Genomic DNA, 14,838 nt, shown 5'->3' with positions numbered 1-14,838 from the left:
CGCTAGGTCGGGCGAAGAAATCAGGAGCCCAGACGGTAGTTCGGGGACTCTTTGGTGATGGTCACGTCGTGAACGTGGCTTTCCTGAATGCCCGCACCGCTGATGCGTACGAATTCAGCTTTGGTACGCAGCAGGTCAATGGTACCACAGCCGGTCAGACCCATACAGGAACGCAGACCGCCCATCTGCTGGTGAATAATCTCTTTCAGGCGACCTTTATAGGCCACGCGGCCTTCGATACCTTCCGGCACCAGTTTGTCAGCAGCGTTATCGCTCTGGAAGTAGCGGTCAGAGGAGCCTTTAGACATCGCGCCAAGAGAGCCCATGCCGCGGTAAGATTTGTAAGAACGGCCCTGGTAGAGTTCGATTTCACCCGGGGACTCTTCGGTACCCGCCAGCATAGAGCCGACCATCACCGCGGCCGCGCCGGCAGCGATGGCTTTGGCGATATCGCCGGAGAAACGGATACCGCCGTCAGCGATAACCGGAATACCGGTCCCTTCCAGCGCTTCCACCGCGTCGGAAACGGCGGTGATCTGCGGCACGCCTACGCCGGTGACGATACGGGTCGTACAGATGGAGCCCGGGCCGATACCCACTTTCACTGCGCTGCAACCGGCTTCCGCCAACGCGCGCGCGCCTGCACCGGTGGCCACGTTGCCGCCGATGATCTGCAGGTCCGGGTATTTCGCGCGGGTTTCACGAATGCGCTGCAGGACGCCTTCAGAATGACCGTGCGAGGAGTCGATCAGCAGAACGTCAACGCCCGCGGCGACCAGCGCGTCTACGCGCTCTTCGTTGCCGGCACCGGCGCCGACCGCCGCGCCTACGCGCAGACGGCCCTGCTCATCTTTACAGGCATTCGGTTTACGTTCTGCTTTCTGGAAATCTTTAACGGTGATCATGCCGCGCAGGTGGAAGCTCTCATCCACGACCAGCGCCTTCTCAACGCGTTTTTCATGCATCTTAGCGAAGACCACTTCGCGGCTTTCGCCTTCACGAACGGTAACCAGACGCTCTTTCGGCGTCATGTAGACGCTGACCGGCTGGTTCAGATCGGTGACGAAACGCACGTCGCGGCCGGTGATGATACCGACCAGTTCGTTGTCTTCAGTCACCACCGGGTAACCGGCGAAGCCGTTACGTTCAGTCAGCTCTTTCATTTCGCGCAGGGTGGTGGTCGGCAGAACGGTCTGCGGGTCGGTGACCACGCCGGACTCATGTTTCTTCACGCGACGAACTTCTTCCGCCTGGCGCTCGATGGACATGTTTTTGTGAATAAAGCCGATGCCGCCTTCCTGTGCCAGGGCAATAGCCAGACGCGCTTCCGTTACGGTATCCATGGCTGCGGAGAGCATAGGAATATTCAGACGAATGGTTTTCGTCAGCTGAGTGCTGAGATCGGCAGTATTCGGCAGAACGGTAGAATGAGCGGGAACGAGGAGGACGTCGTCAAACGTCAGGGCTTCTTTAGCGATACGTAGCATGGGCAATATCTCGACCAGGGTGGATAAATATTGCCGTGGCATTATACAGAGCGTAACCGATTGCATCTACCCTTTTTTGCAAATAATACTTGCCATCCCCTCTGAGCGCGTTACTATCGACTGAATAACCTGCTGATTTAAAGTTTGATCTTGCTCACATGTTACCCTCTCAATCCCCCGCAATTTTTACCGTAAGCCGCCTGAATCAGACGGTGCGTTTGCTGCTTGAGCACGAAATGGGCCAGGTGTGGATCAGCGGCGAGATCTCTAACTTCAGCCAGCCTTCTTCCGGCCACTGGTACTTCACCTTAAAAGACGATAACGCCCAGGTGCGCTGCGCGATGTTCCGCAACAGCAACCGCCGGGTGACGTTTCGCCCACAGCACGGGCAGCAGGTGCTGGTTCGCGCCAACATCACCCTGTATGAGCCGCGCGGCGACTACCAGATTATCGTCGAAAGCATGCAGCCCGCCGGCGAAGGGTTATTACAGCAGAAGTATGAGCAGCTCAAAGCGCAGTTAACGGCGGAAGGACTGTTCGAGCAAAAACATAAGCAGGCGCTCCCCTCACCCGCCCACTGCGTCGGCGTCATCACCTCGAAAACCGGTGCGGCGCTGCACGATATTCTCCATGTTCTCAGGCGCCGCGATCCCGGGCTGCCGGTGATCATCTATCCAACCGCGGTCCAGGGTGACGATGCCCCCGGGCAGATTGTGCGCGCCATTGCGCTGGCCAACGCGCGCCAGGAGTGTGACGTACTGATTGTCGGACGCGGCGGCGGTTCGCTGGAGGATCTGTGGAGTTTTAACGATGAGCGGGTGGCGCGGGCTATTTTTGCCAGCCAGATCCCTATCGTTAGCGCCGTCGGCCATGAAACCGACGTCACGATCGCCGATTTTGTTGCCGACCTGCGAGCGCCGACCCCTTCTGCCGCCGCGGAGATCGTCAGCCGCAATCAGCAGGAGCTGCTGCGCCAGCTGCAGTCAGGACAGCAGCGTCTGGAGATGGCGATGGACTATTTCCTCGCCAGTCGCCAGCGCCGTTTTACCCAGCTGTTCCATCGCCTGCAGCAACAGCATCCGCAACTGCGGCTGGCCCGCCAGCAGACCGCCCTGGAACGCCTGCGCCAGCGGATGCGCATCGCCGTGGAATCGCAGCTTAAGCGCGCCGAACAGCGGCAAAAGCGCACCGTTCAGCGTCTGGATCACTACAACCCGCAGCCACGGATCCACCGGGCGCAATCGCGGATCCAGCAGCTGGAATACCGGCTGGCGGAAACTATGCGTGGCCGCCTCAGCGAGCGGCGTGAACGGTTTGGCAACGCGGTGACCCATCTGGAGGCGGTGAGTCCCTTAGCCACCCTGGCGCGCGGCTACAGCGTCACCTCGGTGAATGACGGTACGGTGTTGAAGCAGACAAAACAGGTCAAAACCGGCGATCTGCTCACCACCCGCCTGAAAGACGGCTGGGTCGAAAGCGAAGTGAAGCAGATCGCGCCGGTAAAAAAAACGCGGGCCAGAAAGCCTTCACCCACTAAACCAGCGGAATAAATTCCACCCGTTTTTTCGAGATCAGGCCGTGCCCGTGCTGACAAAAGTAATCCACCGCGCCGCACGCCTTGAGCACCTCCAGCGGCTGGTGGCATTCCGGGCAGCGGGCCTCGAGGGCAAATACCCTTTCGCACTGGGCGCAATGCGCGCTGCTGCCTTTGACATCTAACGGCGCGTGGCACAGAGGGCAATCAAGTTCCATAACCATTCCTTTCAACGTTTATCTGCACCTATTTTATCATGTTCCGGGTTTAATGAGGGCCGCGTAATTGCTGCTGCAACCTGAGCAGCCATTCCACTTCCTCAAGCCGACGTCGCGTCAACCCGGCCACGCTGTCGGGCGCCCGGATAAACAGATTATCCGCGCCGAGGATCTGCTCATCGAGGCAGTGCGAATAGATCGTCCCGGGGCGGGTCCAGCGCTGGATCCGCTCGCCGTCGTGCAGCGTCACCACTTCGCCCTCAGGGCAGCGGTCGAGGATGAGGATTCGCCCGTCCCGCAGCCCTATCCGCATTCCCTTTTGCCCGCCCGCGGGGCCCGCGTATTTGTTTAGCCAGATATTGAGCGGGATAGTGCCCAGGGTCCCCTGCAGATGCGCCTCCCCCTCTGCGGTGACCGTATCCCCAGGGGCAATGTCATGGCCGAGGCGGTCTTTCGCCACCCGAAGGGAAAGGCTCAGCGCCGTATCGCTTCCGCTGGCGTGCAGGGTTTCGCGCAGCATCGCCAGAACATGGGTGCCAATATCGAGGATCACCCCATCAGGGTGGCGCAGCTGCCGGGTATCCAGCTCCCCGGTGGCAAAATTGAGTGCAACCGGCTCACCGGCGGCGTTAAAGCCGCTTGGCTCCTGTAAATAGCCTTCGAGCCAGACGATCTCTTCCGCCCGCCACGGCGAAGTAATCGCATTCAGCGCAACGCCCCGCGCCATCCAGTGGTCAAGAGCCAGCACCCGCGCGGCCTGCTCAGGCGGCGCCAGCAGCGCCCGCAGCCGGGCGGCCTGCTCAAGGTTGGCCACAATCGGCTTTTCCACCACAATGCGGGAAATGCCGCTGGCTAACGCCCTCTCCAGCACGGGCAGATGCTGAAGTGATGAGGTGGTAATGAAGAGCGTATCCAGAGGTTTGGCCAGCAGTGCCGACAGCGAACTACAGCGCTGGATCCCCGGCAGCGCTCTGCTGCTGTCGAGGTCATAACCCCAGCAGTTGTCGATGGCGTACCCCAGGCGACGCAGCACCGGTAAATAGGCGGTTTCCACCACCGCGCCAAGGCCGATAAAACCAATCTGCATAGTAAGTCCACCTTTGAGCCGCTCTGTTCCCCGCGAAGTATCGCGGGATTATGGCGGAAGGTTTTGACATTTACCGGCATGGCGGCCACAAAAAACCCGCCAATATGAATTTCAATTTTGAAATGATGTATAAAATTGTACCTACTACGAGATACCTGGCATTTTTTGCGTGAAAATAATGGAGTCATGCACAACAACGGTCATTCCATGAGTCGCGGTAGTAAATATTTCCGTCCATGTATTTCCAGGTGATCGCCTCATAACGCATCTCGAGCGTTTCCAGGTGGGTACTGCTCATACCAGTAGGTGATAAATACGGCGCAACCGTAGTGACTTTGACGTTCTCCAGGATGATGTTGAAATACTCGGCCTCAATGCCCGCCTCCAGAATGCGATACATCTTTATAATCGCCTTCTTCATCGGGCGCCCCTCACACACGGCACGATACAAAAGCGGTGTTGTCTGATCGAATTCCTTCACTATCGACACAGGACGATGTATACGCGTACCTGTCAGTTTTCCCCAGCTTGGATCAACTGGAATAGTAATACCATGAGAGAATGATTTTAACTCAATAGATCCAAGACGCGTTGACATCATGCAGCTTCCAATGATCGGAGAACCGTTTTCATCTTCAAGCCATAAATGTGCGGGAGTAGACATATAATTTCCTTATCATAAATAACGTTAGAATTACCATTTCACATAGCGCCCAAAGATAATAATTATAAGTACAGCGAATATACCAACAGGCCAAACTGGCCCCTCAGGAAAAATTTGAAAAAAAACCACTGCAAATATGACAATACAAAGTGGTGGGGCATACAGCGAAATTAATTGCTGGAACAACCACAAAAGCGCTCTTTTAATAAATGACATCATCACTACCTAATCATTCTTTCGATGATATTAGCGATCTCTGCCTCTGAAGCCCATTGAGCTTTAAAAGCGTCGGCATGTTCAAATAATGGCGCCACCAGGAAATACATCATTTCAAGCTCTTGTTCGTATAGTATAGAAAAGAATGCCGGATAACAGATTCGGAGACGCTCAGCGCTATCTGCAACCTTCTGCACAACGCCATACACGCCAGCCACTGTAACGGCGACCCCCGCAGAACGCCCAGCAATCGCTCCCATATCAAGGCTTAGTTTCATGCCTACCGAAACACAGGTAGCCGTAGCTATAACAAATCCAGATTTGGTTAGAGAGTCTGCAGCGATATGAATGTTAACAGCCATCAGAACTCTTTTAATATGCTCTAACTGCTCTGTTGTTTTGTGCCTAAATATTTCTTCAAAATATATTTGAAGCATTTCATATACAATATCATTACGCTGTAAAAGATGGTAGATACCTTTAGCAAATCTAACATCCTCATTCTTCTGCTTTTTACATACATCCTGATACTCATCAGTAAAACAGGATGTATAATACAGGGTCCGAGTTACGCCAGCGCCTATTGTTTTAACCTGACTGGAAACCCGTTGTTCTATGCCTGAAACAGCGCGTTCAAGTTTCATTGCGAGAATTTTATTGGCCTGCAAAAGGCTGATGACGACATTGCTGTAATACATTATCACTCCTTGCTGATTAATTTCACCCTCCTGTGAAGAAACCTAACTTACCATAATACTCAGCCATAAAGTAGACTCTCCAGTTTCTCCCGCATTACAGGAAAACGGCACCGTGGAATTCCCCCAACATATCCAGAAGCGTTTTCTCTCTTATCATTGCGATAACTTTCTACGTATATATTATCAAAGCGTACTCAAAAAATTGCTTGGGCAAGCGAAGCTAACAAATGAGAAATTTCATAGGATACGTGCAGTTATACATGCCAATCATGCGCGTTGTTGCGTCGCTACAATCGCCCTTAATAAAAAAGCCCGGCAGATGCGGGCTTTGAAGGATTCATGTTGGTGGGTAAATCTTGCTGATAGCTTATTTGCTTTTCTTGATGTGCTTGATCAGGCGCTTACGTTTACGCATCTGGTTCGGCGTCAGGGTGTTGCGCTTGTTGGCGAACGGGTTTTCCCCTTCCTTGAACTGGATCCGGATTGGCGTACCCATCACGTCGAGGGATTTACGGAAGTAGTTCATCAGGTAGCGCTTATACGAATCCGGCAGATCCTTCACCTGGTTACCGTGGATCACCACGATAGGCGGGTTGTAGCCTCCGGCGTGGGCATATTTCAGCTTCACGCGACGGCCACGCACCAGCGGCGGCTGATGATCTTCCGCCGCCATGTTCATAATCCGGGTCAGCATCGCGGTGCTTACGCGGCGGGTGGCGCTGTCATAGGCTTCACGTACCGATTCAAACAGGTTGCCGACGCCGCTGCCGTGCAGGGCGGAGATGAAGTGCACCCGGGCAAAATCGATAAAGCCCAGACGATAGTCGAGGGTCTCCTTCACCTGCTCCTTCACTTCCTGACTCAGGCCGTCCCACTTGTTGACGACAATCACCAGCGAACGGCCGCTGTTGAGAATAAAGCCCAGCAGCGACAGGTCCTGATCGGAGATCCCTTCGCGAGCATCGATCACCAGCATCACGACGTTGGCGTCTTCAATCGCCTGCAGCGTTTTGATCACCGAGAACTTTTCCACGACATCGGTGATTTTCCCGCGCTTACGTACCCCGGCGGTATCGATGAGCACATATTCACGCTCGTCACGCTGCATCGGGATGTAAATGCTGTCACGGGTGGTGCCCGGCATATCGTAGACCACCACGCGATCTTCACCGAGGATGCGGTTAGTGAGGGTAGATTTACCGACGTTAGGGCGTCCAACAATCGCCAGCTTGATCGGCAGATCCTGCGGATTGAAGTCGTCCTCCGGCTCTTCTTCCGCTTCGCCATTCTGCTCGGCTTCGAATTTTGCCCAGTATTCGGCGTCTTCATCCACCTCTTCCTGCGGGCTGATCTCATCCACCCATGGCAGCAGGGCCTGTTCCAGCAAGCTGGTCACGCCGCGGCCATGCGAAGCGGCGATAGGATAGATATCGCCCAGGCCTAAGGACCAGAAATCCGCCATCGCCTGGTCGACGTCGATGCCGTCGGTTTTATTGGCCACCAGAAAGGTGGGCTTTTCACGAGAGCGCAGATGTTTAGCGATCGCGGTATCCGCCGGCATCAGGCCCGCGCGCGCATCGACCATAAACAGCACCACATCGGCCTCTTCGATAGCCAACAGCGACTGCTCCGCCATCCGGGTTTCCACGCCCTCTTCCGTACCATCAATACCACCGGTATCGATACAGATGAATTCGCGGCCTTCGACTTCGGCCCGACCGTACTTACGGTCACGAGTCAGCCCCGGGAAATCCGCAACCAGCGCATCACGAGTGCGCGTCAGGCGGTTAAAGAGCGTGGATTTTCCAACGTTAGGGCGCCCGACAAGCGCGACCACAGGTATCATGTTAAATGCCTCATACAATCACTAAGCAACATCGTCTTAACGACGTTTTTAAAAAAGTCAAAACGGCCCCTGTCTGCCAGGGGCCGTTTCTTAATCACTCACGACAGCGGTAATTAACGCGTAATCGCGTACAGCGTACCGTCTTTCGCCTGGATCAGCAGTCGACCATCAGCAACCACCGGGTCGGTCAGGAAGCCGGAACTATCGACTTTCTGCTGCGCCACAAAATGGCCATCTTCCGGATTCACCCAGTGCATGTAGCCTTCGCTATCACCGACCACCAGATTGCCATTATACAACACCGGCGCGGTCAGCAAACGGTGCAGCAGATCGCTCTGCGTCCACAGGGTCACACCACCATCGGTGGTCAGTGCCAGCAGGCGATCGTTCTGGTCAACCAGGTAGATACGGTTACCATCGACGATGAAATCATTCACTGAACCCAGTTCGCGTTTCCACATAATCTGGCCGCTACGCAGATCCAGCGCGGTCAGGTTACCGTTATAAGCCAGCGCATAAACCACACCGTTGACGATGATCGGCGTCGTGTCGACGTCGTTCAGGCGATCAATTTCCGTCGGCCCGGTGGCCGTAGAAATACGCTGCTGCCAAATCATCTGCCCCTGCTGCATCAATACCGCGCTGACGCGGCCGTTGTCACCGCCGACGATCGCCGCGCCATAAGCGGTCGCAGGCGCAGACTCGCCGCGCAGGGAGAGTGCTGGCATATCGAGGTTAACGGTCCACTTCACGGCACCATCGGTCTCATTCAACGCCTGCAGCTGGCCGTTACTGGTATGCACCAGCACCATGCCGTCGCTCACCACTGGACGCGACAGCGCCTCACCGGCGACACGGGTTTGCCAGGCAACGGTACCATCGCTGGTATTCAGCGCATACAGCTGCGCTTTCTCACTGCCGATATAAACATGGCCACCAGAGACGGTCACACCGCCGGAAAGCAGCGCTGGCGTGCGCGAGAACCAGCCATCTTTCTCCGCCAGGTTCACAGACCACACCTCTTTGCCGTCGTCCGCGTTCAGCGCTTTGACGGTGCCTTTACGGTCAGCGGCATACACTACGCCGTCGGCGAAGGCCGGATGGAGGTTAGAGTAAAATTCGCCGATACCATCGCCAACCGAGGTGCTCCAGGACGTGGACGGCGTAAACTGGTTTTCTACCGTCGGCAGCGGTGACATTTTCACCACATCTTCTTCGCTATTAAACAGCGAACACCCGCTCAGCAAGGTAACGGAAAGCAGCCCTGGCAAAAGTAATTTACGCAATTGCATCGAGTCCCTCTCAGATGGACAAATTATTCATTTTCATACGCATCATTTCGCTGAGCGCAGGAGAAGCATCGCTTTTCACGCCAGCTTCCCACGCCGCACGGGCCCCTTGCTTATCACCTTTGCTCAACAGAATTTCGCCGCGCAAATCAGCCACAATCGCGGTCCAGCCTTCACCTTTGATGCTGTCGAGGGTTTTCAGCGCCGCATCAGCCTGCTTCATCTGCAGCTGAACGCGGGCAAGACGCATATTGATAACCGATTTCAGATTATCATCAGACGCGGCCGCCAGCCCCTGCTGAAGCTGCTTTTCGGCGTTCGGCAGATCGTTCTGTTCAACAAAATGTTGTGCCAGCTCGAGGGAAGCGAAGGCGCCGTAGGTATTTTTATTATCAGCCGCGAACTTCTCCGCCCCTGACAGCACTTCTGGCGTATTCGATTTCAGCGCGGAAGTCGCCTGTTCGTAAGCCAGCGAAACATCTCTGGCCGTATCCTGCTGATGGGAGGTCCAGTAGCGCCAGCCAACCAGCGCACCAACCCCTAAAATCACCCCGACCGCCAGCGCTTTGCCGTTTTCGGCAAAGAAACGCTTCAGCGCATCGACCTGATCGTTCTCGTTGTTAAAAGTTTCCACGCAGTCCTTCTCCTGACTAATAATTCCCGGGAGATTAACCCAGAAGTGTGCGCAAATGCGCGGCAACGCTCTCCTGCGTTACGGTAGTTTGCTCACCTGAGCGTAAATCCTTCACTACCACGTTTCCGTCAGCGATCTCTGACTCACCGACCACCAGGGCGATACGGGCGCCCCATTTATCGGCGCGGGCAAACTGCTTCTTAAAGTTGCCGCCGCCGTGGTTGGTCATCAGCTTCACGCCGGGCAGCGCATCGCGAACCTGCTCAGCCAGACGCATTGCAGCAGACTGAGTATCGGTCCCGGAGGCTACCAGGTATATATCGACAACAGGATCGGCTTTAAATTCCGGATTCACTGCCTGGACCAGTAAAACAAGACGTTCCAGCCCCATAGCAAAGCCCACGCCCGGGGTGGCACGACCGCCCAGCTGCTCAACCAGGCCGTCGTAACGACCGCCGGCGCAGACGGTGCCCTGGGAACCGAGGCTGGTGGTTACCCACTCGAACACGGTGCGGTTATAGTAGTCGAGGCCGCGTACCAAACGCTGGTTGACGCTGTAGCGGATCCCGGCATCATCGAGCAGCGCGCACAGGCCGGCAAAGTGGGTTTTCGATTCTTCGTCGAGGTAGTCACCGAGCGCCGGCGCGTCGTTCAGCAGCGCCTGCACGTCCGGGTTCTTGGAGTCCAGCACCCGCAGCGGGTTGGTGTACATCCGGCGTTTGCTGTCTTCATCCAGCTTATCGGTAAACTGCTCCAGGTAAGCTACCAGCGCGTCGCGGTAGTTGGCACGCGCTTCCAGCGAACCGATGGAGTTCAGCTCAAGGCTGACGTGATCGGCAATGCCCAGCTCACGCCACCAGCGCGCGGTCAGCATAATCAGCTCGGCATCAATGTCCGGGCCCTGCAGGCCAAACACTTCGGCGCCGATCTGGTGGAACTGGCGGTAGCGACCTTTCTGCGGACGCTCGTGGCGGAACATTGGCCCGACGTACCACAGACGCTGTTCTTGATTGTACAGCAGACCATGTTCGATGCCGGCACGTACGCAGCCCGCCGTCCCTTCCGGACGCAGCGTCAGGCTGTCGCCGTTGCGGTCCTCAAAGGTGTACATCTCTTTCTCAACCACGTCGGTCACTTCGCCGATCGCGCGTTTGAATAACGGGGTCTGCTCTACAATCGGCAAACGGATTTCGCTGTAACCGTAGCTACCGAGCACCTGCTTCAGTGAGCCTTCAATGCGCTGCCAGAGAGCGGTTTCGCCCGGCAGATAATCGTTCATGCCACGGATGGCTTGAATGTTCTTTGCCACGTTTATTCTCTTTATATATACAAAAATGAACCCCGGCGCCTTGCGCCCGCAGGTTCAATCATACACGGGAAGCGTATCGCTTCCCAACACGTTATTTTGCTTCAAGCTGTTGAACGTCAATACGACGGGCTTCATCGAGCATCGAAGCTTTAGCACGAATACGCGCTTCCAGCTGGTCGATCATGTCGTCGTTATCCAGTCGATCTTTACGCACGCCGTCCTCATACAGACCGCTTTTCTTGTTGCCGCCGGTCACGCCGAGGGTGGAGACCAGCGCTTCGCCCGGACCATTCACCACGCAGCCGATGATCGAAACATCCATCGGAGTGATAATGTCTTCCAGACGCTGCTCCAGGGCGTTCACCGTACCGATAACGTCAAACTCCTGGCGCGAGCAGGTTGGGCAGGCGATGAAGTTAATGCCGCGAGCACGAATGCGCAGGGACTTGAGGATATCGAAGCCGACCTTGATCTCTTCCACCGGATCCGCCGCCAGCGAGACGCGCAGCGTATCGCCGATCCCCTCTGATAACAGCAGGCCCAGACCGATCGCGGACTTCACTGCGCCGCTACGTGCGCCACCCGCTTCGGTGATCCCGAGATGCAGCGGCTGATCGATCTGTTTCGCCAGCAGACGATAGGATTCCACCGCCAGGAAGACGTCAGACGCTTTAACACTGACTTTAAACTGATCGAAGTTCAGACGATCGAGATGATCGACGTGACGCATGGCGGATTCAAGCAGCGCCTGTGGCGTCGGCTCGCCGTATTTTTCCTGCAGATCTTTTTCCAGCGAGCCGGCGTTGACGCCGATGCGGATAGGAATGTTTTTATCGCGCGCGCAGTCCACGACCATGCGGATGCGCTCTTCGTTGCCGATGTTGCCTGGGTTGATACGCAAGCAGTCAACACCGTATTCCGCGACTTTCAGCGCAATACGGTAGTCAAAGTGGATATCGGCGACCAGCGGCACGTTAACCTGCTGTTTGATCAGTTTGAACGCTTCGGCGGCGTCCATCGTCGGAACAGAGACGCGGACGATGTCCGCGCCCACGCGCTCTAACGCTTTGATTTGGCTTACCGTCGCGGCCACATCGGTGGTGCGCGTATTGGTCATTGACTGGACGGCGATGGGAGCCCCATCGCCAATTGGCACATTACCAACGTAAATACGTTTAGATTTTCTACGTTGAATCGGAGCCTGGTTATGCATGAAAAATCTCCCGCGTTACCCGTCTGTTACTGCGCCGGTGATTGTTCGGCATTAAGGGTCAGACGCGCAACCTGGTTAGTTCTGATAAAACGACTCAAATCGACTGGCTTGCCGAGGAACTGGATCTGTACCGCTGCCGGGGCGCCAATTTTCAGTTTATACGGCGCCTGACCGCTCAGGTTCAGGTTGCCGCCTTTACGCTGCAGGCCGCTGAACAGTTTTTTACCGGTGGCATCGCTCACTTCCAGCCAGCAGTCGGCGGAAAAGTTCATCACCAGATCCTGTGCCGACGCCGCTGGGGTCGTGACGTTCGCCTGATCGGTCGGTAACGGCGAGGCCGGCGTTGCCGGGGTCGTCGGGGCCGTTCCGGCGGTATCGACATTAGCCTGAGAAGGTGCCACGACCGCGTTATTGTCCGCTGGCGTCTGAGCCGGGGCGCTGGTGGTCGGTGCGCTGGCGGTATCGGTTGGCGCGCTGTTCGCGGCGCTATCGGTGCCTGAGTCTACCGGCGCGCTGGTATCCAGCGGCACGTTCTGGCTGTTGGCGTCACCGCCGTTCAGCTCAGCGGAAGACTGATCGGCCATGGTCGAGATCTCTTCCTGCTGCGCCTTATGGTCTTGCCACCACCAGGCACCGCTCAGGCCGATAACCACAAACAGCACCAGCCAGGTAACGCTCATCAGCCAGCCATCGCGCTTTTTGCGACGCTTGCCTAAAGAGAAGCTCTGCATTGGCGCCACCTTCGCCGCCCTGATAGGCGCCTGCTTGGCCATCATCGGCAGCAGCTCTTCTTCAGGAATATGTACGAGGCGGGCGTAGGAGCGGATGTACCCGCGCAGGAAGGTGGAGGCGAGGTCGGCAGGTGCCTTATCGTCTTCAATATCACGAACCGTGGACACCTTCAGGCATAAGCGTTCAGCCACCGCTTGCTGGCTAAGTCCGAGTTGTTCGCGGGCGTGACGCAGACGCGCGCCCGTGGTGTTTGCTTCTTGATGATCTTGAGTGGCTTCAGTATTCATTCGCTACAACTACTGGTACGTGAAATTTAAAGTTCAGCGCGGGAAAACGCCGGCGCCGCGAGACATCTGTGGTACGTCAGCCTCACAGTATAGGACTGTCAGGCGCGCGATCACAGAGACGAATCAAAATTGAATGCTAAGCGGTTGTTGTGCCGCTACATACTGCCTCAAAGTCGACAAAAACGCACCGTAATTATTAACCGAATCAGCGTATTTCGCCTGGTTATTGGTCATAAATATGACCCGCGCCGCCTGTGCCGCGCGGGTCATCATTTATCAGACCGCTTTTATGTCAATCGCTTCACCCTGCATCCGCTTACGCAGCGTACGCTTGGTACGGTCAATAACATCGCCCGCCAGCTGACCACAGGCGGCATCAATATCGTCGCCGCGAGTTTTACGCACGATGGTCGTAAAACCGTACTCCATCAGTACCTTGGAGAAACGGTCAATGCGGCTGTTAGAGCTGCGACCATACGGCGCCCCCGGGAAGGGGTTCCATGGGATCAGGTTGATCTTGCACGGGGTGTCCTTCAGCAGCGCCGCCAGTTCGTGGGCGTGCTCGGTACCGTCGTTGACGTGATCCAGCATGACGTACTCGATGGTCACCCGACCCTGGTTGGCGTTGGACTTCGAAATATAGCCGCGTACCGAATTCAGGAAGGTCTCGATGTTGTACTTTTTGTTGATCGGTACAATTTCGTCGCGGATGGTATCGTTCGGCGCGTGCAGGGAAATCGCCAGCGCGACGTCGATCATATCGCCGAGTTTATCCAGCGCCGGCACCACGCCGGAGGTCGACAGGGTCACGCGACGTTTGGAGAGACCAAAACCGAAGTCATCCAGCATGATTTCCATCGCCGGGACGACGTTGTTGAGGTTCAGCAGCGGCTCGCCCATGCCCATCATTACCACGTTGGTGATAGGACGCACGCCGGTGGTCTTCACCGCGCCGACGATTTTCGCCGCGCGCCAGACCTGGCCGATAATTTCGGAAACCCGCAGGTTGCGGTTAAAGCCCTGCTGAGCGGTGGAGCAGAATTTACATTCCAGCGCGCAGCCTACCTGAGAAGAGACGCACAGGGTGGCGCGGTCTTCTTCCGGGATATAGACGGTCTCGACGCGCTGATCGCCAACGGCAATCGCCCACTTGATGGTCCCGTCGGTTGAGCGTTGCTCTTCAACCACTTCCGGGGCGCGGATCTCGGCGACTTCTTTCAGTTTGCCGCGCAGGACTTTGTTGATGTCGGTCATTTCATCAAAGTCGTCGCAGCAGTAGTGATACATCCATTTCATCACCTGATCGGCGCGGAAAGGCTTCTCGCCCATGTTTTTGAAAAACTCGCGCATCTGCTGACGGTTTAAATCCAGCAGGTTGATTTTGGCATCTTTGTTCGGCACCGTCAGAGCGGCGGTATCAGGCGTGACAATTTGTTCAGACATAATGTTTTCCGGCCTCGTTATTACACGTTATGGCCCCAGGTGGGTTGAAAAAAGAAACGCCCCGGAGAGCGACTGCTCGTCCAGGGGCGCTATATTCTACAAATTCTGGCGCATGGAAGCCATGCCTGCGCGCAGTCAATGATAAAAAAATCGTAACCGCGTGCTTAATCCTCTAAGGCTT

13 protein-coding genes are annotated in these 14,838 nt (G+C 56.0%); 1 reads left to right on the top strand and 12 read right to left on the bottom strand.

All coding sequences use genetic code 11. From position 1 onward, the window contains the following. Window positions 1–20 precede the first annotated feature (20 nt). Window positions 21–1,487, bottom strand: coding sequence for an IMP dehydrogenase (gene guaB / locus CWM57_RS15490; protein ID WP_061153681.1), 1,467 nt, complete (start codon window positions 1,485–1,487; stop codon window positions 21–23). Window positions 1,488–1,645: 158 nt separating this feature from the next. Here guaB and xseA point away from each other — a divergent pair, with 158 nt between their 5' ends. Beyond that, a complete protein-coding gene (gene xseA, locus CWM57_RS15485; RefSeq protein ID WP_088717760.1) occupies window positions 1,646–3,037 on the top strand; it encodes an exodeoxyribonuclease VII large subunit in 1,392 nt (463 codons plus the stop codon). On the opposite strand, the gene CWM57_RS15480 is transcribed toward xseA, so the two are convergent. The 11 genes from CWM57_RS15480 to CWM57_RS15420 all read right to left on the bottom strand — a co-directional run bounded on the left by CWM57_RS15480 (window position 3,021) and on the right by CWM57_RS15420 (window position 14,657). Continuing rightward, window positions 3,021–3,239: a zinc ribbon domain-containing protein gene (locus CWM57_RS15480; RefSeq protein WP_004201901.1), complete on the bottom strand. Its 219-nt coding sequence runs from the start codon at window positions 3,237–3,239 to the stop codon at window positions 3,021–3,023. The two genes, xseA and CWM57_RS15480, sit on opposite strands and share 17 nt — an antisense overlap. A 49-nt stretch (window positions 3,240–3,288) precedes the next feature. After that, window positions 3,289–4,326, bottom strand: a complete 1,038-nt coding sequence (locus CWM57_RS15475) for a Gfo/Idh/MocA family oxidoreductase (RefSeq protein ID WP_074387868.1) — start codon at window positions 4,324–4,326, stop codon at window positions 3,289–3,291. A gap of 184 nt (window positions 4,327–4,510) precedes the next feature. Continuing rightward, window positions 4,511–4,990: an Hcp family type VI secretion system effector gene (locus CWM57_RS15470; protein ID WP_048290000.1), complete on the bottom strand. Its 480-nt coding sequence runs from the start codon at window positions 4,988–4,990 to the stop codon at window positions 4,511–4,513. A gap of 221 nt (window positions 4,991–5,211) precedes the next feature. Next, entirely contained in the window at window positions 5,212–5,904 is a 693-nt protein-coding gene (locus CWM57_RS15460) for a hypothetical protein (protein ID WP_100676055.1), read from the bottom strand. A gap of 367 nt (window positions 5,905–6,271) precedes the next feature. After that, window positions 6,272–7,750 (bottom strand): ribosome biogenesis GTPase Der, encoded by a 1,479-nt coding sequence (der, locus tag CWM57_RS15450; RefSeq protein WP_061153676.1) that lies wholly within the window; start codon window positions 7,748–7,750, stop codon window positions 6,272–6,274. 113 nt (window positions 7,751–7,863) lie between these two features. Next, window positions 7,864–9,042, bottom strand: a complete 1,179-nt coding sequence (gene bamB / locus CWM57_RS15445) for an outer membrane protein assembly factor BamB (RefSeq protein ID WP_002913889.1) — start codon at window positions 9,040–9,042, stop codon at window positions 7,864–7,866. 10 nt (window positions 9,043–9,052) lie between these two features. Continuing rightward, entirely contained in the window at window positions 9,053–9,673 is a 621-nt protein-coding gene (locus CWM57_RS15440) for a YfgM family protein (protein WP_061153675.1), read from the bottom strand. A gap of 34 nt (window positions 9,674–9,707) precedes the next feature. Continuing rightward, window positions 9,708–10,982 carry a histidine--tRNA ligase gene (gene hisS / locus CWM57_RS15435; protein ID WP_074387866.1) on the bottom strand — a complete coding sequence of 425 codons (1,275 nt, stop codon included), beginning with the start codon at window positions 10,980–10,982 and terminating at the stop codon, window positions 9,708–9,710. 91 nt (window positions 10,983–11,073) lie between these two features. Beyond that, window positions 11,074–12,195, bottom strand: a complete 1,122-nt coding sequence (ispG, locus tag CWM57_RS15430) for a flavodoxin-dependent (E)-4-hydroxy-3-methylbut-2-enyl-diphosphate synthase (RefSeq protein WP_074387865.1) — start codon at window positions 12,193–12,195, stop codon at window positions 11,074–11,076. Window positions 12,196–12,221: 26 nt separating this feature from the next. Continuing rightward, window positions 12,222–13,214 (bottom strand): cytoskeleton protein RodZ, encoded by a 993-nt coding sequence (gene rodZ, locus CWM57_RS15425; protein WP_074387864.1) that lies wholly within the window; start codon window positions 13,212–13,214, stop codon window positions 12,222–12,224. 276 nt (window positions 13,215–13,490) lie between these two features. Continuing rightward, complete coding sequence (locus CWM57_RS15420; protein WP_100676054.1) at window positions 13,491–14,657, bottom strand: bifunctional tRNA (adenosine(37)-C2)-methyltransferase TrmG/ribosomal RNA large subunit methyltransferase RlmN; 1,167 nt, start codon at window positions 14,655–14,657, stop codon at window positions 13,491–13,493. Window positions 14,658–14,838: the final 181 nt, after the last annotated feature.

Source organism: Klebsiella sp. G-Nf4 (assembly GCF_002810615.1).
Taxonomy (GTDB): Bacteria; Pseudomonadota; Gammaproteobacteria; order Enterobacterales; family Enterobacteriaceae; genus Klebsiella; species Klebsiella variicola.
The sequence above is the reverse complement of the archived record's forward strand: the minus strand, read 5'-3'. Positions and strand labels throughout refer to the sequence as shown.